Below are 20,428 nucleotides of genomic sequence, written 5' to 3'. Positions count from 1 at the left end.
TGATGAAGTAAGGGAAATTTGAACACGGCGGGTGACAGCGCCCTCGCTTCGAGGTTGCTCGGCTTGCTCTGCTGCTTCTTGCTGTGTGGCGGGTGGTGCGCTGAGCGGAGCGGTGCGCGCCGCCCGCCTGGCAGTGCGTGGGGTGGATCGGATTGTTCTCTTCTTCTTCTTTCTCCGTCGTCTCCTCGACGTTGATTGGCCTGGCTGGTCTGCTGCTGTTCGTCTTCGGTCGGTGGCAAGATGCGCCGTCGGCGAATCGCGGCAGTGTGGTCGCGTACCCGAGAGTGGCCGGGTTCGGCCGTGCGGGGGCAGATGTCGTGGCTAGGCTGGTCCTCGTGGTGCCGGTGCAGGGGTTTGATGCGGAGTCGATGGGTCAGCCGGCCGAGTTGACCACGGTTGTGCATGGTGAGCGGGCGCTGTATGACAGTTCGTGGGTTCGGCTGGTGAAGGTCGATGTCACCCCGCCGGATGGGCACCGGTTCGAGCATCATGTGGTGCGCCTTCAGAGGGTCGCGTTGGCTGCGGTTGTCGATGATGAGGACCGTGTGCTGATGCTGTGGAGACATCGCTTCCCGGTGCAGGAGTGGGGTTGGGAACTCCCGGGTGGGATTGTCGCGGCTGAAGAGGACTCACTTGATTGTGCGCGGCGCGAGGCGCTTGAAGAGACGGGATGGGCACCGATCGGTGGTGTCCGGTTGGCGGCGTTTCAGCCGATGCCGGGAATGGTGGATACCCCGCATGAGGTGTTCTTCTTCAACGGCGCCGACCATGTTGCTGAGCCATCGGATGCCGAAGAGGCTGCGATTGTTGAGTGGGTTCCGCTGGCCGAGATTCCGGCTCTGATCGATCAGGGCCTCATCCTCGGCGCGGGCTCTTTGGTGGGTCTGCTGAGGGTTCTAACCCGGAGGTAACCGGGTTCTGACCTGAGCGAGTCTGGCACGGAGACGTTCGGAGCCGAGTTGCAGGGCGAGGTCTTCGGCATGCCGAACGTGTTGCAGGGCTTGTTCGCGTTCTCCTTGTGCCGCGTAGGCGAATGCGAGATCGGTGTGCATCGTCGCGGTGGCCCGCACGAACTCGTCGGTGTTGATGCGCTCTAACGCCGCAGTGATGACAGCGACGGCCTCGGGATCGCCGAGACGTGCAAGGGCGTTGCCTCGCCATCGTTCCAAGTGGTCGCTGTTGAGCGTGATGAATGGCATCGTCTCGTCGCCGAAGTCTGCGGGTAGGAGGCTGGCGGCCTTCTCGAACGATGCGAGTGTCTGATCGCGGTTGGCCATGACGGAGGCGAATTCGCCGTCGGCAGCGTGCAGCCACGCCTGGAGTAGGGGCGGTAGTGCAGGAGTGTGGAGCGCTTGCGCGATGAGGTAACGTGCGGCGGCGGGATCTCCGGCTTCCATCACGGCGTAGGCGTGCTCTCCCAGGGCGTGCGCGAGCAAGAGGGGAGAGTTCGCGAGGCGCGCCGCGTTCTCAGCGGTGAGGAACTGAGCCCACGCGGCCATCGGCCTTCCAACGTCGACCGCTTGCCAGCCGGCGAGTGTGGCAGCGTCGGCCAAGACGGCTGCGAGTCGTTCTCGTAGCGACGGGGTGAGCGAGTAGGCGGTAAGGTTCTGCAACTCGGTGATGTGCGCCGCCAGGTGCTCCATCGTGAGCTTGCCGCCGAACGTGCGGTCCCGTTTTCGAAGCTGGTCGGTCTGCTGTTCCAGCTGGTCAATCAGGAGCGCATCCACGCGAGTGGCCATGCGGAGCTGGGCCAAGAGTTCCTGGGCCTGTTCTGGCGGCAGCAGAACAATTGGAGCAGCCGGAAACCCAAGCTCAGTATCGGACGCTTGATAGATCAGGCGCAGTACCCGTCGATTCGTCTCGTCCGGGACTTGCTCGCTTCGCTCCCATCTGGAGAACGAAATCCGCAGAGAATCCGCGTTCGGTGCCGCGGGGATTCCAGCCTGCCGCGCAGCTCGCAGGAACTCTCGCGCCGCCTGCTCCTGACTCCACCCCCGCGACGCACGCGCACGACACAGCGCCTCATTCCGCGGCCCTGAGGCCGTGCGCTTCGAGGTGCTGGTCATCGCCCCTCATTCTGACCGCCGCAGCCGTGGTGAACGACCGCTTCTGGGCCTGTTCAGCGATTTACCGGGAACACGAGTGTGGCGGCGTGTAGCGGTCGCGTGCTACAGGCTGCCACTTACCCGCACCCTATGCCCCCTTGTGAAGTGGATCACGTGCCCGCCACCCGGCGGCCACACCACGACAAGGCAAGGAGCAACCGGCTCATGAGGTTGAACATCAACACGGCGGGCGTGATCTTCCTGGCGACGCGTCCGGCAGAGCAGCGCACGGATCGAGAGACCGGCGCGGTCCGGCTGGATAAGGAGTCCGGGCTGCCGCTGTTTCAGGTGCAGGTGGCGGCGCTGGATTCCTCCGGTGGTGAGGTGCTGGCGGTCACTGTGGCAGGGGAACCGTCGAGCATCACCGTCGGCGCGCCGGTGGTGATCGAGGGTCTGGTGGCGATCCCGTGGTCCCAGGGCGACCGCTCCGGTGTCGCGTTCCGTGCGAAGGCGATCCGTGCCGAGGCCGCCCGGACCGGCAAGACGACCGACTAAACCGATCCGGTGAGCGGGGCAACGGCGTCCGTCGTCCGGTCGTCGTCTGCCCCGCTCCGCAAGCTAAGGAGCTTGATCATGCCCCGAACAACTTCTACTTCGCCGTCGGCCGAGTCAGCGAACAACACGGATCTGGCCTCCGAGGTAATAGGCGCGGTTGCCGTTCTCCTTTGGAGGCTCATCCGCCTCGTTGTCGGCCTCGTATGGTGGGCGGTGCTGTTCCCCACGCTCTCCCTCCCGGCTGGCTTGGTCACGCTGACCTGGTGGAAGCGCGGATGGATCGATGCGGCCAGCGTCGCTGTGCTGTTCATCGTTGTCCTGGTGTCGTGGCGGCTGATGCATCCTCCGTCGTGGCGTGCCGCGGTCACCGCCCGCATTCGTGCCCGATGGCGTCGCTGGCGGTACCGGAAGACCTGGAGTGCACTGTGCGCGCTGAACGGTCTGGCACCGGTGCTGGACGGCACGCCCCTGGTCCCGAAACTGAAGAAGATCCGCATCACCCGGGCCACGGATGTGCTGACGGTGCTGCTGATTCCCGGCCAGACCCTCACCGACTGGGCGGCACGATGCGAGGCATGGGCGCACGCCTGGCGGGTGGCTTCTGTGACGGCGACGAGCCCCGCACCTGGGGTCGTGGTCCTGACTGTGCGGACGCGGGACAGTCTTGCCGAGCCCCTCCGGCTCCCTGCGGCGTCCGAGCGTGTGGACCTGGCCCGAGTCCTGGCCGGGATGACGGAGGACGGACAGCCGTGGACGGTGCGATTGGCGGATCGGCATGTGCTGGTGGCTGGGGTCACCGGTGCGGGCAAAGGGTCGGTGATGTGGTCCCTGCTGACCGGTATCGCCCCTGCTGTCCGTGACGGGCTGTGCCAGTTGTGGGTGATCGATCCGAAAGGCGGCATGGAGTTCGGCGCCGCCGCACCCCTCTTCCACCGATTCGCGCACAACACCGGAGAGCAAGCCCTGGAACTGCTGCGAGACGCCGCGAGCGATCTCACTGACCGTGCTGACCGGCTCCGCGGTGTCGCCCGCCAGCACACCCCCACCGTGGCGGAACCGCTGATCGTCGTCGTCATCGACGAGCTGGCGTCGTTGACGGCGTACCAGACGGATCGGAAGCAAGCGGCAGAGGCGACCCAGTTGCTGTCGTTGATCCTCTCCCAAGGCCGCGCCGTCGGGGTCGTCGTGCTGGCGGCGGTGCAGGACCCGTCGAAGGATGTGATCACGTTCCGGCAACTGTTCCCCACCCGCATCGGGTTGCGGATGGCTGAAGCCACCCAAGTCGACATGGCCCTCGGACAAGGCGCGCGTGCGGCCGGTGCCGTGTGCGAGCAGATCCCGGACTCTCAGCCCGGCACCGGGTTCGTGATCGAGGACGGTACCACCCGGCCGATTCGGGTCCGTGCGTTCCACGTCACCGACAGCGACATCTCCGACATCACCGCCGACTACACGCCGCACGAGCACAGCGACGGTGGCGCGCCCCAGCCGGAACCGAACGCCGACTAGGCGGCCGTCACAAGGAGACGGGAAGGAGGATGACGATGGCGAACGACCCGGCACGCGGACTGGATGCGGAGACGTTGCGCACGCTCGTGGATGCGGCAGGCTCGCTCGGTTACGAGACGTGGTGGGCCAGGACACGCTCGGCCGGGTTCTGCGCCCATCCCATCCGCCTGACCCGCACGGGGCATGACGGGACCACGACCGTGTTCGCGCGGTGTGAGAACCGGCGAGCGGCGGTGTGCCCGTCGTGCTCGGATCTGTATGCCGCCGATACCTGGCATCTCGTCGCCACCGGTCTCAACGCCGAGCATCTGGACGGGGCCGCCGCCGTGTTCGCCACCCTCACCGCGCCCTCCTTCGGAGCCGTGCATGCGCTCCGGACGGATGAGAACGGAGTACCCCGGCGCTGCCACCCCGGCAAGCGTGCTGCCCGCTGTACACACGGAGTGGTAAGCCGATGCCCGGACATCCACCGGGCTGGTGATCCGGTTCTGGGGACGCCACTGTGCATCGACTGCTACGACTACACGGCGCACGTGCTGACCACGTGGTGGTTCCCGCAGTTGTGGCACCGGTTCACGATCCAGCTTCGGCGTCAGGTACGTGCCAGCTGCCCGGGGGCGCGGGTCTCGTTCGTGAAAGTCATGGAGATGCAGGCCCGTCTCGCCCCGCACTACCACGCCATCATCCGCACCGACACCACCGATAACGCGACCGGCTCGGTGAGCGGCGAGCAGCTTGCCGGTCTCGTCCGTACGGCTGCGGCTCGGGTGCGGATGGAGGTTCCTTGCCCGGACGGCGTGCTCATGCAGCTCCGGTTCGGGGCCGAGTGCGACGTGCAACCCATCACCGGAGGCGACACTGCCTCACGCGCCGCCGGGTACCTGGCGAAGTACGTGACGAAGAACATCACCGACGCGCCCCTGCCCCGCCGCATCCCCGCCACCGCCATCGACGGCCTGCCGGTCAGCGAGCATCACAAGCAGATCATGCGCGTCCTCATCCGGTTGAGCGAGCAGCTACCCGACCAATACGCGGACATGGCAGACCGGCTCCCGTCCCTGGGCTGGCGCGGCCACACCACCACCAAGTCTCGGGCCTACTCCACGACCATGCGGGAACAGAAAGCGATCCGCACCGCCTGGCGTGCACAACTTGCGCCCGACGGAAGCGATGCCGACGGCGAGGCGTCAGGTGTCGAGTGGGACTATGACGGGTCCGGGCACCGCAGCGCGGGGCAACGGTACCTCGCCGTCTCGGCGGCGTTGGCGCACCGTGAACAGCTCTGGGCCGCCCGACAGCTCACCGACACTCCGGAAGCATCATCATGACTGCCGGGGGCTACCGGGCCGAGGTCATCGACTGGGTGCGTCGAACCACCGCCGCGCAGGGTGTGCCCGAGCATGTCCCGGTCGAGGTCTTCCAAACCCGACTCGCCGCACTCTTCGGCGCCACCACAACAACACGCGACGCTGGCGCGGACACCGGCCGTTCGGAGTCGACGGTGCTGCCGCCGGCCGCGTGAATCGTGGTCAGAACGCCCAATCGGGGGTGATGCGTTCCGGGCTGAACCCGTTGCGGCCAGGTCTACCGGGGCCGATGGATGCGCTGGTGAGGACGGCGCGGATGATCGCATGCTGCCGGTCGAGGGTGAGGGCCTCCCATTGCGCCGTAAGGGCGGCTCCTTGGCCGATCAGAGCCTCCAGGCTGTCCTGCCCGGCCATGTCGTTCAACCGGCGGGCAGCATCCTGGGCGCGTTTCTCCGCTACCGGGCGTGCGGCCAGGTACTCGGCTCTGGTGATCTCCTCGCTGGCGAACATCTGCGCCAACTCCGCCAGCCGGGCCTCGGCCCTCTGCAACTTCTCCGCCAGCTCGGCACGATTCGCATCCGCCTGGTGGCGACCGGTCAGCACGGCGACGGCCTGCGGGGTGTCCAACCGGTACAGGCATGCCTCGGTCAGCCACGCCTCCACCGGTAGCGCGGTGACCGTGATGCTGCCGCAGCCACGATGATCCGGACCCGACACGCACACGTACCGACGCTCCACCCGACCCTGACGGGTCTTCCGAGCGGCCGAGTACAGGACACCGCCGCATTTCCCGCACCGCAGCATCCCGGACAGCAGATACCGGCGCGGTGCCCGCCGTCCCGCCCGCTGCCGTGACGCCACCGTCTGCAGGATCTGTTCCCGCAACTCCGGGGTGATGATCGCCGCCCATGCCGCCTTCCCCGCGACCTGACCGTGGTGCTCCCGCAAACCCGCGATCCGGCCCGACACGAGAATCTGCCGCAACGCACCCGTGCGCCACGCGTCCGCCCGGCCCGTGGTCGGTATCTGCTGTTCATTCATCCACAACACCAGCGCCCGCAACGACTCGCCCCGCACAAACCGAGCAGCCACCGCCCGAACCACCTCTGCCTCCGACTCGCGGACCGTGAGCTTGTCGGCCTCGTACCCGAACGGGCGCTGCGCGCCACCATTTGGCAACCCCTGCTCGACGTTCTGCTGCACCTTCCGACGAATACGAGCCGACTTCCGTGCCGACTCATTCGCCGCCACCGCCGCCGTCAACCGGGCGATCAGCATCCCGTTATCGTTCCCGAACCCGATATCATTGGTGACCGTCACCAGCTGGTCCACGCCGTGCTCCTGGCACACCTCCGCGAACTGTTCGAACTCGATCGGCCGTCTGGTCAACCGGTCCTGGTGATACGCCACCACCGCACCGATCAGGCCCGCCCGGATGTCGGTCAGCATCCGCTCGAACCCCGGCCGGGGCTTGTCCTTGAACGCCGAAATGTCGTTATCGACATACTCCGCATACACCTCCCAGCCCCGCTCAGCCGCAAGCCGGCGACAGTCCTCCAACTGCCGCGCAACTCCCAGCCCTTCACCGGACTGATCCGACGAGATCCGCGCATACAACGCCACCGGGCGAGACAACGAGACCAAACCACTCATACGGTCAGTCTACGAACACACCGGGAATGGCGTCTTGGTCTGCTGGTTCCGTCATCGAACCCTGGGAATCTTCAGCCGGGAGACCCGCATCGGGTCTGACGACCCGCCAGTAGTGCACGAGGACACCCGAGGCGCAGATAGTTAGATGATTGACAGTTAGGAACCTAACTGTTAGTGTCTTGACTATGGACGACGCGGCGATCGATGCCACCAACGGTCTCCAGCTTCTGCGCTGGATCGGCTGGGCACAGCGCAAGGCTGCAGACGAGTGGATCCGCGAGCGCGAGATCAGCTTCGAGCAGGGCTTCGTGTTGGGCTATCTGGTGGACAACCCGGGATCGATCCAGCGCGACATTGCCACGATGACGCGAACCAGCGCGGCCAGCGTCTCCAGCCTGTTGCAGGGTCTGGAGCGGCGAAAGCTCGTCGAGCGCCGCACGGAAGGCGGCGACGTGCGCAGCAAGCGCGTTTATGCGACTCCCGCGGGCGTCGAGCTCGTCGCCGGATTCGACGACGCTATGGCCGCGGCCGACGATGCGATCCTCGCACCGCTGAGCGCGGCCGAACGCGAGCAGCTGATCGCCATGCTCCGAAAGGTCACGGCGGCACTGCCGGCACCCACGCATCCCTGACCGCACACCGTCTGCGGCGTAGGCAATAGCACGCCGCGCCACCGTTCTGCGCCGACGCGTGTCGGCGCCATTCAGTCCTGCCCGAAAGGAGCACGCCATGAGTACCACGAACACGAACGATGTCGCGGCGACCGACGACACCGCTGCCGACCACACCGCTACTGGCGACACCGCGACCGCCGACGCCGGCACGAACACGACGGACAGCACCCGATCCGTCGGCGGTGGAGCGAAGCGCGACGCTGCGGCGCCCGGCCCGGCCACAGCCGTCGGGTCGAACCGCTGGTACCTCGCGTCCGCCCCGATCGTGCGCGCGCTCCTGCATCTCTGCGTGCCGATGGCCGCCGGAATGGTCGTCGGCGCCGTCTACAACGTCATCAATGCGGGATTCATCGGATCTCTGCACGACTCCGTGCTCCTCGCCGCCATCACCTTCGGAACCCCACTGCTAGGCCTGGTCATGGCCGTCGGCGGCGTCTTCGGCGTGGGTGGCGGCGCGCTGATCTCCCGACTGCTCGGGGCATCCGAGAACAACGCCGGGCGCGCGGGCGAGATCAAGCACGTCTCGTCGTTCGCGCTCTGGGGGTCGGTGATCGTCGGCGTCGTGCTCGGCACGATCGGGCTGCTGCTCCTGCATCCGCTGGTCTCGCTGCTCGGAGCGGATGCCGCCGCCGCGCCGGCCACAAGCGCATACGTCGCGGTCTTCCTCTGCTTCGTTCCCGTGTTCGCCGCGGCGTTCTGCCTCGAGCAGCTCGTGCGTGCCGAGGGCGCCGCGAGGCAGTCGATGACCGGACTCATCGCATCCACCATCGCGAACCTGGTATTCGACGTGCTGTTCATCCTGGTGCTGCACTGGGGAGTCGCGGGCGCGGCCCTCGCGCTCGGGCTGTCGAACCTGGTCAGTGTCGCTTACTACATGACGTGGTTGCAGCGACACAGCGAGCATGTCAGCCTGGCGCCGCGCTGGTTCACACTGCGCACATCGGTGCTGAGCCCGGTCTTCAGCGTGGGGATGGGCGAACTGGTGCAGTCCGCATTCCTCATCGTCACGAGCCTCGTGCTGAACAACCTCGCCGTGCAGTATGGAGACGGCCCACTCGCGGCGATGGGCGTCGCAGTGCGCATCGCACAGGTACCCGAGTTCCTCATCATGGGCATCACCATCGGCGTGCTGCCTCTGCTGGCGTACTCGTTCGGCAAAGGCGACGGTCGGCGGCTCTCGTCGGCGTTCCGCACGGCATCCGTTGCGGTCGGCGCCGTCGCTGCATTCTTCTTCGTCGTGGTGTTCGTCTTGCGTGACCAGGTCTTCTCGATCTTCTCGTCGGATGAATCGCTGCTCGGGATCGGGGTCGCCATTCTCACCGCCCAGCTCGTGGCGATGATCGGCAACGGGTTCACCGGCCTGATCACCTCGCTGATGCAGGCGACGGGTCGCGGTACAGTCGCGATCGTGCTGTCGATGGCGCAGGGAGTGCTGTTCATCCCGATCGTGATCGTGGCGAACCTCTGGTTCGGTCTCACCGGCATCATCTGGGCGCTCACCGTGACCGAGGCCATCGTGTTGCTCGTCGGCATCGTGCTGTGGCTGTCGTCGAGGGGCGCCATCGCGCGTGGCCTCGCCGAGGGAAGCGAGGAGCGGGCCGGGCATGCACTGGAGCAGACGGAAGGCTGAGCGGGCCTCCAGCGGCGTCGGTTGCTCTCGATCAGCGTGCTCGGCGCGTGCAGCGGCGCGTCAGGAGCACCACACCGCCGAGCAAGGCCAGAAGGGCCAGTGCCAGCTGGGGCGCGGTATCCGAACCGGTGGGCGCAAGCCCCGAACCGGCGGCATGCGAGCCGCCACCGTTCGGCGGCACCGGGGGCGTCGGCGGGGTGGGAGGCGTCGGAGGAATGGGCGGTTGCAGGTTGACGTACACGTTGCGGATGCTCGCGTGCTGGTAGGCGGGATCCTCGCTCTGGCTGGAGTGGCTGATCGTCTCGACGATCTCCTCCGGATCGAGCGTCGTCCCCGGCGCGTACCGCACGTAGATCGTGTGCTCGCTCGTGTCGCCCGCATGGATGACCAGCATGAGCATGGTCGAGTACGTGACACCGTCGAGCGAGATGAGCGCGTAGGGGGCACCCGGGCCGTACGCGACGGAGATGGTGATGTAGACATCCGCCGTCGACGCGGTGCCGAGCCGGATCGTGTACGTCGCCTGCGTCGGACCGCCCGGCAGTATGACCGTGCGCCCGCCCGGCTCGGTGACGATGACCTGACCGTCGCCCGCCACTGGGTCGACGACCGGGATGACCGGCAGGCCGGAGGGATCCTCATTCGGCAGCATCAGCGGTAGCGGCGTGATCAGCGGCGCCGTCGAGAGCGTGGGAGCGGCACGGAAGACGCGGGTCAGCAGGTTGAGTCCCTCGCCTGTGGTGCCGTTGATGTCGGCCTTCACCTGAGACGGCGCGCCGATCACGTTCACAGTGACGGTACTGGCATCCGGTCCGCCGTCCAGCGTCACGAACGCGTTCTGCAGGAATCCGGCGGCCGGGCCAGAAGCGCCAGATGGGCCGGACGGGCTCGGCGACGCAGAAGCGATCAGCATCGGGTCGAACACGAACGAGTCCGCTCCGGTACCCGCCTCCAGCCTGAGCTCGGCCATGTTGTGGTTCACGATGAACGTGTCGTCGCCGGATCCGCCGTAGATGGTCGTCGGGAAGCTGATGCCGCGACTCACGTAGCCGTAACCCGTGAGCGTGGTCGGGAACGCGTCTTCCGGGTGCACGTTCGGCGCCACCCTCGGCGTCGCGTAGATCTGCCCGATGATGAACGTGTCGTTCCCTGAACCACCGTTGATCGTCGTGATGGAGCTGTTGTCGTCGAGCGCGAACACGTCGTTTCCGCCGAGGCCGTTGACGGTGAGCCTCGCGTTGATGTGGTCGTCGTAGTCGATGCGCTGGGTCGCGACGCTCGAAGAGTTCAACAGCGCCACGAACGCCGGCTGCTGCGCCTGCGGCTGATCGGGAATGACGGATGCGCCGCGCAGCAGGAACACGTCGGGCCCGTCGGAGCCGTTCACGGTCAGGGTGTTCAGGCCGCCCCAGGCGCCGGTGTTCAGCACCTCGATGCGGTAGTCGTGGTTCAGCGGGTCGACGCTTCCCCACGTGTCGATCGTGTACGAGTTGTTGCCGTACTCGCCGTCGAGGTGCAGAGTGTCGCGCACCTGCAGTCCGTCGTACGCGTCGCCCGAGGTGTCGAGGTGCGTCGTCGTCATCGTCTGCAGATGGTCGACCACGAAGGTGTTGTCGCCGTCGCGGGCGGATGCCGTCGAGCTCGCCCCGCCGTAGACATCCGTCTGCCCGCCGAGGTAGGTGTGGTCGAAGACGAACGTGTCGTTTCCGGCTCCGCCGTAGACCTCGGCCGGGTGCCCGGTGAGCGTTCCGCCGAAGTACAGCGTCGACCCGACGGGCGTGGCCGGGTTCTGACCGTACTCACCGTAGATCGTGACCGTGTCGCCCTGGATGATCGCGCCCGCCGGCTCGTACAGGTCATCGCCGACCTGCAGCAGCACGCCGGCACCGGCGAGGCTGCCTGCCGCACCACCAGAGCCGCCCGCGACGACACGGCCCTGGGTCACCGTTTGAGCGCCGTCGAGTGTCGCGCCGTCGTTCACGATCGTCAGATCGGACGCCCCACTGCCGTCGTACGGGACCGCCAGTCGAACGCTGCCGAACATCGACTCGGCGCGCAGCACGGTGAGCGGGCCGGCGACCTGGGTGACGTCGATGTCTGCCGGCGGGTTCGCGCCGACCGGCAGGGACGCCGTGCGGTCGGTGAATGCGTAGAGCCGGCCGGTCGCGGCAGTGGCGATGCGCAGCGTCGCTCCCGTCGCCCCGATCGAGCCGTTGTGCGCGATCAGGTCGATGTTCGCACCCAGCACCCTGGTGGGAGTCGTGGTGTCAGCCGGGTCGTCGTCGAGGATCGACCCGGTCAGGTTCGTCAGCGCCACGTCGCCGGTGAGCGAGTCGACGAGCGAGACGTACAGGTCACCCGTCGTCTGGGTGAGGTAGATGCCGTCGAGCGCCAGCGCGTAGACGTGGCCGCGGGCCGCATTCGAGGAACGAATCTCGAGGTAGTTCACGTCGGGGGCCGGTGAGGCCGGGTGGACGAATCCGATGCCGCCGAACGGCGCGAACATCGTGATCGTGTTGCCGACGACGTGCGGCGTGCCGTCATCGGCGGTCGCGACGTCGAAGATCGAGGCGCCCGCGGCATCCGCCGCGGTGAGCGTCACATCGGAGTTCGTCGAGGTGATCGTGCCCACCCGCAGGTCGCGCGTCGCCTCGGTGTCGACGATGTAGCCGTTCGTGAACATGTCGATCTCGCCGACGCCGTCGCTGACGGAGAACGGCACCGGGAACTCCATTCCGGTGAGCGTGGCATCCACGTTCGTCGTCGCGCTGATGTTGAGGTTCGCACTCGTCGCGGTGTGGAAGACGCGGATGTCGTTGCCTGCGCTGAGATCGGGGAAGACGTACGTGCTGTCGTAGGGGGTGTTCGTGGTGCCGAACGCGGTGAGCACGAGCGAGAGGTCGTATGCGGGTGTCGTGTCTGGCCAGAAGTACGCCTTGTACTGGCCCGTCGGCGGGACGACCGGCTTGGTGCTGGTGGTGACCTGGCCGGTGTTGTAGACGTTCACCTGGATGTAGTCCGCCGAGAAGACCGGCACGTCGCTGCCCTGCAGGCTGTCGCCCAGCACGAGGTCGATGTTGTGCCCCGCGTGGATCGGCCCGAGCGTCGGCGTGAACGGCACTGGGGCGCCGCGCAGGATCGACGTGATGTCGAGCACGACGTCTTTCAGGGCGTCGGCGACCAGGGCGACGAACCGCGTGGGGTCGATGTTGTCGACGAGGTAGTCGCTCTGCACCAGTTGCACCGGGATGGGCACCCGCACGGTGACGCCGCCGGAGGAGGCGTACGTGCCGATGGTGCCGGCATCCGCGTAGATCGCCAGCGTGTTCGTGGTGATCATCGGCGAGTCGGGCCCGGCGAGGATGTCGCCGTGCTGGTTGTCGACGTGCGTCGAGCCGATCGGGTTGTAGATCCAGCCGTCGATCACAAGCTGCGGAGTGCCACCGCCCGCGAGGAAGTTCTCGATGTCGACGGCCGTCGGGATGAAGATCGGCATGCCGACGGTGAAGCGGAAGTCCTTGCTGTCGTCCACTTCGATCTGCACCGTCGCCGGCGTGCCGGTGAGGTTCACCACCTCGACGCCGTGCACCACCATGGAGCGGTTCGAGGAGTTGTAGAGCCTCACGAAGTCGAACGTGTTCTGCACGGTGAACGTGCCCTGAGTGCCGGTCAGCACGCTCTCCGGAATGGGGTATCCGCCGGGCTGGCCTTGTACGGCACCCGCGTGGAAGACGATCGTGGCGCCGCCGGTGTTCGCGATGTTCTGCACCTCGATGATGCGTCCGGTCGGGATCGTGGAACCCAATGTGTACGTGTTGCCGAGGTCGTCTTTCACGACCACGCCGTACAGCTTGGTGATGGTCCCGGATGCGTCGACCACGAGTTGAGGATCGGCCGCGTGCAGGTAGACGTCCGCGTTCCACACGATGGTGCGATGCGCGTAGTTGTAGTCGTTTCCGTCGGTGCCGCCGCTGTCGAACACGGCACCATCGCGGTCGCGGTTCCACGTCCATCCGCTCTCGTTCTGCAGCGCCTCGACGTCGAGCGCGGCAGTGCGGATCTTGGCACCCGCGTCGGCGGTGACGTTGGAGAGGCCCTGGTAGTTGTTGGTGGCATCGGACTGGGTGTCGCCGCCGAAGCAGCCGCAGTTCGCGTTGGAGTGCGCGACGAACAAGATGTTCTGGTGCTCGGCGGTGAGCGTGACCGACTCGTAGCCGACGATCTTCGTGTCGGTGAAGAGATGGAGCAGCGAGTTCGAGGTGATGTAGTTGTTGGCGGATGCCTTCGACCCGGCACCCAGCGCCGTCGCGTGCGTGTATGCCTGGTTGTTCAGGTTCATGCCCGCGACGTCGGAGGTGAGCTCGACGGTGTCGGCGGTGATCCGCGTGCCCGGCTGGATGTCGACGGTGGTGTTGTCGGTGACGTTGATGTCGCAGCCCGGCCCACCGCAGCGCCCGGCGTTCGCGTCGGCCCCGAGCCCGCCGGCCTGAGCTGACGTGTTCACGTTGGCGTACGCGAGACTCTGCGAGCCGATGTTCGCGTCGTCGCCGGCGGTGACGATCGCGGCGATGGTCGTACCCGCGGTGATGGTCAGGGTGGCGCCGGCATCCGACTCCACACCGGAACCGAGACCCTCGGCACTGGAGCTGCTGTTCGCGTTCGCCTGACCGACGGTCACCGGCGCGATCGTGACGTCGTGGCCGGCACTGAGGGTGGCGAGGTCGCCCTGCGCACCGACCGTGACCGTCGTGGTGGTGGTGGTCGCCGCCACGCCTTCGGCGCTGCCGATGGCCACCAGCCCGCCGCCGCTGTTGGACGCGTTCGCCGCGACCCCGGCATTCGAGGCGGTGGTGACGACGATGCTGCCTCCCGCCGTGAGGGAAGCCCCACCGCCGATCGACACGGTCACGTTCGCGGTCTCGTTCGCGGTCGGCTGTGCGGTCGAGGAGGAGATGAAACCGCCGCCCGAGCCGCTGACCGTCGCCGTGGACGTCTGCCCGCCACCGGGCGTGCCGCCGCTGATGCCGAGGGCGGTGAGCGACTGCGTTCCGGTTCCGGTCGACGTGAGGTCGAGCACGAGCTGTTGCCCTGCGCTTCCACCGGGGCCGAGCGTCACCGGGGCCTCCACGAAGGAGCCGACGCCGGTGATGTTGCTGCCGTCGAGCTTGGCGATCGGGTTGCCGCCCTGCGTCAGCGACAGCTGGAAGCTGCCCGACTTCGGGTTCACCACGTAGTACGTGCGCCCGTCGTCGAGGCCCTGGATCGGCTGCTGCCCGGGAACCCAGAGCCCCTGGATCGCAGCCTCCGCCGCCGCCGACTTGTCCGGGGTGAGTGTAAGCGGGGTGACCGGGATGGGATTCTTCTTGCTGTCCACGCACCCCCCTGTGGCCTCGCACTGTGTGGCCGCCAACTCGATCACGTTCGCGTTCACGACGATGACGTAGTAGGTGACGCCGTTCTGAAGGCCGCCGAGCGGATGCTCCGTTCCCCCGTAGAAGACGACCGCCTCGCCCGTGGCGAGTCCGTGGTTCTTGACGACGATCTGGTTGTTGTTCTGATCGACGAGTGCAGGCGGGTTGCCGGTGATCACCGGGTCGCCGCTCGCATTCGTCTCGATGTTCACCTGCTGGCTGGAGAAGGTGACGAGCGCCTTCGGTGCGTTGTAGATGACCGGGTCGTTCGGGTTGTACGAATTGCCGATGGTGAAGGTGTCGCCGCCGCTCACGTCGGAGCCGGTGACGGAGACGGGGGTCTGCGACTCGTTCGGGTCGAAGAGCTGGATGTGTGTGGCATCCACCACGTGCACCCGGTAGGTGTGGCCCGCGATCAGTCCGGGCACCGCTGTGCCCCCGCTCGGCACCACGTAGATGACCATGTCGCCCTCGTGCAGGTTGTGGTCGAGTGGTACGAAGCTGCCGCCGATGGTGGTTCCGAACGCGATGGTTCCGGTCGCCGGGTCGACTTGAGTGCCGTCGAACAGCGAACCCAGTTCGATCGAGTTGTTGCCGACGACGATGACGTTGTAGTTCAGGCCGTTGCCGAGCCCCCCGACGGCCGTACCGCCCTGCGAGCTGTAGGTGACGGTGCTGCCGGTGGTGAAGCTGTGCGGGGCGGTCAGCGTGATCACGTTGTTCGTAGTGTTCACACCGGTCACCGCGTCGAAGTAGCTCACGTTCTGTGCCGGCGGCGCCTGCGTGTTCTGCTTCGCCGACGCCGTGATCGTGCCGCCGGCGAAGATCTGCGCGTTCTGCCCGATGATCAGGTTCACCGTCGGGTTCGTGGTGACGGATGCCTTGTTGCTGGCCAGATCCAGCGCGATGCCGACGTGCTCGCTCTCCGACGCCGAGATGGAGACGGGGTTCGACGAGACGCCGATCGTGATGTCGCCGACGGCCGCGACGGGTGCGCCCTGACTGCCGAAGTCGGTCTCCACGGTCGTGGCCGTCGTGGCGTTCGCTCCGGCGTTCGCGACCGAGAGTCCGCCGATGCTGGTGTCGCTGATCAGCGCCGTCGAACTGTCGGTTCCCGTCGCCAGCACCTGGATCGAGGCGGCACCGGGAGTCGTCGCGGTCGCGCCGTGCGCCGCTCCGAGCATCCGCGCGTAGGTGAGTGCGTTGTCGGTCGCCTGCGGGTTGGCGTTGGAGATGGAGCCGAGGCCGCCGTTCGTGGAGCCGCCGCGAGCGATCGCCGAGTTGGCTGCGGTGGAGACGACGGACACAATGCCGTTGGGCGCGTTCAGCACCGCACCGGAGCCGATGTTCGCCTGCGTGACCGCTCCTGAGGTGATGAGCGCCTGCGGCGAGGAGTCGGATGCCCCGGCAAGGCCGAATGCACGGGCACCCGACGTCGACGACACGGTCGCGCCCGATGTCGCCGAGACCGCGAGCCCGGTGCCGCCGGTGAGCTGCCCGTCGAACTCGGCGCTCGTTCCGGAGGCGATCCGCGCGATCGGAATGCTGACGTTTCCGGCGATGACGCCGCCGTCGAGCGTGTCGGTGTTCGCCGTGGCCGCGTTACCGCTCGTGGCCTTCGTGGTCACCGCTCCGCTGGTCACCAGCGCACCGCCGCCGAATGACGCGGAGACGGATGCCGTGCCCAGCACCTCCGCGTCGACCGCGGCCCCGTTGACGGTCAGGCCGCCGAAGCCGGAGGACTGCGTGGTGGCGCTGCTGGAGTTGAGACCGGACGCCGTGATCGCGGCTCCCGTCGAGCCGAGCACGTTGCCGGAGAAGGTCGCCGTCACCGGCGCCGCGACCTTCGCCTCGGCGAAGAACACGCCGGCCTGGATGAGTCCGCCGCCGCTGGAGGAGATCGTGGCGCCGGCCGTGTCGCCCGTGCCGGTGAGCGCCGACTGCACGGTGACGAACCCGGATGCCGTCAGTAAGGTGGCCGCGCTCACCGTCGCCGTGACGGCGGCCGTGGACTGCACCTCGGCGTCTGCGGTCGATCCCGCGCCTCCCGCGATGTCGAAGGAGTGCACATCGGCGCTCGCCGTCACGGCGTTCTGCCCCGACGCCGTGACGGAGAACGCGGCAGAGGTGGTCGTGCCGCCGTCGAACTCCGCCGTGGTGGGCGCGGCGACGATCGCGGTGGGCAGCAGGGCCGTGATGCCGAGCAGGGTGCCTGCGGTGCTGGAGGGAGTGGCCGTCGCGGTGTTCACGGAGGTTGCGCCGACGCTCAGCGCACCGGCTCCGGCGTTCACCGTGGTGGCGCTCGCGTCGACGATTGCGGTGACGGCCGCAGAGAGATCGATGCGGGCATCCGCTCCGCCGATGGCCGCCCCGGCCAGTGCGACCGTGAGCATGTGGCTGGCAGCGGTGGCCGTGTTGGACGCGTTCGCCAAGACCGTGAGGCCGTTCGCACTCAGCACCGGGTCGCCGAGCTCGGCCCGAGTGGGCGTGTCGATGTGGGCGAACGGCAGAGACGCGCCCAGCGTGAACACGCCGAAGCTGCCGACCTCGGTGCCGACCGTCGACGCGTTGGCAGCCGTCGCCGACACCGAGACCTGGCCGGTGGAGGAGATCGTGCCGCCCGTGACGATCGCCGTGGTCGCCGCGCTCTGCGCGATCTCGGCCACCACACCGGAGAGCGAGACGCCGGCGAACGACATCGACCCGACCTTCGTGTAGGCCTCGGCCGCGTTGGTCGCGTTCGTGGTGACCGAGACGCCGCCCGAGGAGAACACCGTGGTGCGCAGCTCCGCGGTTGTCGGGGCGAGCAGCTCGGCGTCTGCCGTGTACACCCCGCCGTTGATGACGCCGCCACCGCCGCCGAGCACCTGCGCGAAAGCGTAGTTCCCGTGGCCGCTTCCGTCGACGGTGATGTTCGCCGAGACGGAGACGAGGCCGGTGCTGTGGATGCCGGCGCTTGCGCCGATACTCGCCAGCACCTGCGCGCTCTGCTCGACATGCGCCACCGGGAATGTGCCCTGCCCCCCGCCGAGCAGTGAGATGTTCAGCACGTCGGCTTCGGCGAGCACCTGGTTCTGGCCTGTCGCGGAGACGCCGATCGATCCGGATGCCCCGACCTGGCCGTCGAGGTGCGCCTCCGTGGTGCCCGTGACGAGCGCGATCGGCAGCATGAGCGTCACGCTGTAGCCGCCGACCGTTCCGCCCAGTGCCCTGGCGGCCGCATGGTTCGCCGAGACCGCCGAGACGGTGACCGCTCCGCCCGCAGACACCGTCGACCCGTTCGAGAAGGTGGCGACGGTGGTTCGCTCATCGCGGGCGACGACGACCACGATGCCCGCCGCGATCGCCCCGGTTGCGACGCCGAACGTGAGCGCAGACGTGGTGTTCGTTCCCGAGGCGGCCACGGTCATCCCGCCGTTCAGCGTCGCGTGCCCGTTGAACGTCGCCGTCGTGGCACCGGAGATGTGGGCGACTGCTCCGGCTGTGGTGATGCCCGCGCCGATTCCGCCCTGAACCGCGAACGCCTCGGTGGGCACCGTGATCGCGGATTGCGCGAGCAGGTTCACGTTGCCGGCCGGCGCCGCTCCCCCGATGGTCACGTCGCCGATCGTCGCCGTGGTGTCGCCGTCGACCTCGGCATCGGCGACTGCAGCACCGGCCGCGGTGCCGCCGAGCGCGATGCCGATGGCCAGGGGGTTGACGGTGCGGGTGGCCTTCGCCTCCACGTCGACGGTTCCCCCTGCCGTGGGGATGACGGCACCGGAGTCGATATGCGCGGTCTGCGAGGCGTGGCTGGTGATGACGACCACCTGGGCCCCGACCGTGACGAGGCCGCCCTGGCCGGAGAATGCGATGCCGAAGTCGTTCTCGCCGACGACGGACTGCACGCTCACGTCGCCGCCCGCGGTGATCGACACCCCCGTCGCGATGCCGGCGTCCGTCGAGCTCGTGAGGTTGGCGATGGCGACGGACCCGCCGGCCGCGACCACTCCGCCCGCGACCGTGCCGACGACGCCGGTGTAGGCGTTCTGCTCGTTCGCGCGCATGCGCACGCTGCCGCCGACGACGATCAGCGCTCCGACGCCGATCTCGCTCGTGGTGCTTCCCGGCACCTGCGGAGTGTCGAACTGGTTGTTCACGAGGTCACTGGACGGCGCCGCCTCGTTCACCGACGTCGATGCCCCGGTCAGCGACGGCAGGATGCGGGCGTTGGTGTTCGAGTCGGACGTGCTGTTGCCTGCGTTGTCGAGGATGTGCTGGTAGCCGCCTGTTCCTGCACCGTTGGCGGTATCGCCCGACTGCGTCTGAGCGGTCGTGCCACTGGAGGGCTGCAACGCGTCGGCAGCCGCCTCCCATTCGGCGTGCGACGTGTCGGCCACCGGGTTCAGCGTCGGATGATCGATCAGGGCCCCGTAGCGGTTGCCGTCGGAACCGGTCACGACATCGCCCTTGAGGTAGTCGGCGCCCGCGGTCCAGGTGCCCTTGTCGACGCCGTTCGCCCCTGCGTTGTACGACGTGGTCGGGTCGGTTCCGACGGTCCACACCGAGACGGACGCCGCGATGCCGACCACTCCGCCGCCCACGCTGAGCGCGTAGCTCGTGATCGACTTCGACGCCAGGGCGTTCAGCACCAGGTCGCGCGCGGCGAACACCGTGGCGTAGCCGCCGATGTACGCCTGGGTCGTGGTCTGCGCGATGCCGATGTCGATGCCGCCGGCCACCCCGACGACGCCGCCGGCGATGCCGCCGCCGATCGTCAGCGCCTTCGTGGCGTCGGCCGCCGAGACGTTCACGGACTGCAACGATCCGGCCCCTGCCGCCGTGTTGACCAGCGTGCGGTTCAGCAGGTTGCTGTCGATGAAGGCGGCGATGGTCGCGTGCAGCAGCGTCACGCCCACTCCGCCTGCGACGCCCACCGCGCCGCCTCCCACCGCCACGGCCAGCCCGAAGATGTTCTCGCCGGAACCTGCCTGCACCGCCAGTCCGTTGAACGGTGCGGTGCCGAAGCCGGTTCCGGCGCCGCTGCCGGCGAAGGTCCCGTCGTAGACGCCGCCCAGCGTCGAGGTCGGCTGGTTCGCCTGCGCGTCGACGATGTCGCCTGCGCCGATGAACGCCCTGGTGTCCTTCGTGATCGAGGTGACCGTGACGCCGATGCCGACGCCCACGAATCCGCCGCCCAGACCGCCGCCCACCGCCGAGACCGTCGTGTCGTCATGAGCGCTCACCAGCACGTTGTTACCCGCCGCGATCGTGACGGCCAGGCCCGTGTCGGCGTACGTGTGGGTGGTCAGCACGATGACGGATGCCGCACCCGCGACGCCCGCGTACGCCCCGACCGCACCGGTCAGAGAGTAGGAGGTGACGGCATCCGTCGCCGCCGCCACGACGTCGACGTCGCGCTGGGCCGCGACGTACGCGCTCTGGTCGATGTAGGCATCCGTTGTCAGCTTCACGACACCGACCGCCGCGCTGGCACCGACACCGGCGCCGCCGGCACCGACTGCCGCAACCGCGGAGATCATCAGCAGGCTGAACGCGTTGCCCGCGTCGACCAGCACGGACTGGGCGGTGGATGCCCCGGAGCTCGACGCGTTCACGACCGCGTACTTGCCGATGAACGCCGTGGTGGTCGCCGTGACGACGT

The 20,428-nt window shown here is 67.8% G+C and carries 10 protein-coding genes (1 of these 10 cut by a window edge); 7 read left to right on the top strand and 3 right to left on the bottom strand.

Translation table 11 applies throughout. From position 1 onward, the window contains the following. Positions 1-137: 137 nt before the first annotated feature. The gene (locus ACYVDK_RS08100; protein ID WP_460520478.1) at positions 138-911 is read left to right on the top strand and encodes an NUDIX hydrolase; all 774 of its coding nucleotides are present in this window, start codon (positions 138-140) and stop codon (positions 909-911) included. Here the strand turns inward: ACYVDK_RS08100 and ACYVDK_RS08095 are convergent. Continuing rightward, a complete protein-coding gene (locus tag ACYVDK_RS08095) occupies positions 897-1,739 on the bottom strand; it encodes a hypothetical protein (RefSeq protein ID WP_460520476.1) in 843 nt (280 codons plus the stop codon). The genes ACYVDK_RS08100 and ACYVDK_RS08095 overlap by 15 nt on opposite strands. Positions 1,740-2,270: 531 nt before the next feature. Between ACYVDK_RS08095 and ACYVDK_RS08090 the strand changes: the two genes are divergently transcribed. From ACYVDK_RS08090 to ACYVDK_RS08075, 4 genes are all read left to right on the top strand, one after another. Beyond that, a complete protein-coding gene (locus ACYVDK_RS08090; RefSeq protein WP_460520474.1) occupies positions 2,271-2,600 on the top strand; it encodes a hypothetical protein in 330 nt (109 codons plus the stop codon). Positions 2,601-2,678: 78 nt separating this feature from the next. Next, positions 2,679-4,109: an FtsK/SpoIIIE domain-containing protein gene (locus ACYVDK_RS08085; RefSeq protein WP_460520472.1), complete on the top strand. Its 1,431-nt coding sequence runs from the start codon at positions 2,679-2,681 to the stop codon at positions 4,107-4,109. Positions 4,110-4,144: 35 nt separating this feature from the next. Continuing rightward, positions 4,145-5,437, top strand: coding sequence for a replication initiator (locus ACYVDK_RS08080; RefSeq protein WP_460520470.1), 1,293 nt, complete (start codon positions 4,145-4,147; stop codon positions 5,435-5,437). Beyond that, entirely contained in the window at positions 5,434-5,631 is a 198-nt protein-coding gene (locus tag ACYVDK_RS08075) for a hypothetical protein (RefSeq protein WP_460520468.1), read from the top strand. Before ACYVDK_RS08080 ends, ACYVDK_RS08075 begins: the two co-directional genes overlap by 4 nt. A 7-nt stretch (positions 5,632-5,638) precedes the next feature. Here ACYVDK_RS08075 and ACYVDK_RS08070 read toward each other — a convergent pair whose 3' ends face one another. Next, a complete protein-coding gene (locus tag ACYVDK_RS08070; protein WP_460520466.1) occupies positions 5,639-7,069 on the bottom strand; it encodes a recombinase family protein in 1,431 nt (476 codons plus the stop codon). A gap of 185 nt (positions 7,070-7,254) precedes the next feature. Between ACYVDK_RS08070 and ACYVDK_RS08065 the strand changes: the two genes are divergently transcribed. Both ACYVDK_RS08065 and ACYVDK_RS08060 read left to right on the top strand, forming a co-directional pair. Beyond that, a complete protein-coding gene (locus ACYVDK_RS08065; protein ID WP_460520464.1) occupies positions 7,255-7,701 on the top strand; it encodes a MarR family winged helix-turn-helix transcriptional regulator in 447 nt (148 codons plus the stop codon). Between the two features lie 97 nt (positions 7,702-7,798). Then, a complete protein-coding gene (locus ACYVDK_RS08060) occupies positions 7,799-9,373 on the top strand; it encodes an MATE family efflux transporter (RefSeq protein WP_460520462.1) in 1,575 nt (524 codons plus the stop codon). 31 nt (positions 9,374-9,404) lie between these two features. On the opposite strand, the gene ACYVDK_RS08055 is transcribed toward ACYVDK_RS08060, so the two are convergent. After that, positions 9,405-20,428, bottom strand: partial view of a hypothetical protein gene (locus ACYVDK_RS08055; protein ID WP_460520460.1) — the final stretch only. 15,358 nt of this gene lie beyond the right edge of the window; 11,024 of the gene's 26,382 nt are visible here — the last part of the coding sequence; its start codon lies beyond the right edge, outside the window; the stop codon is at positions 9,405-9,407.

Source organism: Humibacter antri (assembly GCF_054777235.1).
Note: the sequence above shows the minus strand (reverse complement) of the source record. Positions and strands in the feature narration are given on the sequence as shown.

What these genes read in the sequence shown, in the direction of transcription:
- ACYVDK_RS08085 (WP_460520472.1), top strand. Translation starts at nt 2,679, where the DNA reads ATGCCCCGAACAACTTCTACTTCGCCGTCGGCCGAGTCAGCGAACAAC.
- ACYVDK_RS08075 (WP_460520468.1), top strand. Translation starts at nt 5,434, where the DNA reads ATGACTGCCGGGGGCTACCGGGCCGAGGTCATCGACTGGGTGCGTCGA.
- ACYVDK_RS08095 (WP_460520476.1), bottom strand. Translation starts at nt 1,739, where the DNA reads ATGGCCACTCGCGTGGATGCGCTCCTGATTGACCAGCTGGAACAGCAG.
- ACYVDK_RS08090 (WP_460520474.1), top strand. Translation starts at nt 2,271, where the DNA reads ATGAGGTTGAACATCAACACGGCGGGCGTGATCTTCCTGGCGACGCGT.
- ACYVDK_RS08065 (WP_460520464.1), top strand. Translation starts at nt 7,255, where the DNA reads ATGGACGACGCGGCGATCGATGCCACCAACGGTCTCCAGCTTCTGCGC.
- ACYVDK_RS08070 (WP_460520466.1), bottom strand. Translation starts at nt 7,069, where the DNA reads ATGAGTGGTTTGGTCTCGTTGTCTCGCCCGGTGGCGTTGTATGCGCGG.
- ACYVDK_RS08060 (WP_460520462.1), top strand. Translation starts at nt 7,799, where the DNA reads ATGAGTACCACGAACACGAACGATGTCGCGGCGACCGACGACACCGCT.
- ACYVDK_RS08080 (WP_460520470.1), top strand. Translation starts at nt 4,145, where the DNA reads ATGGCGAACGACCCGGCACGCGGACTGGATGCGGAGACGTTGCGCACG.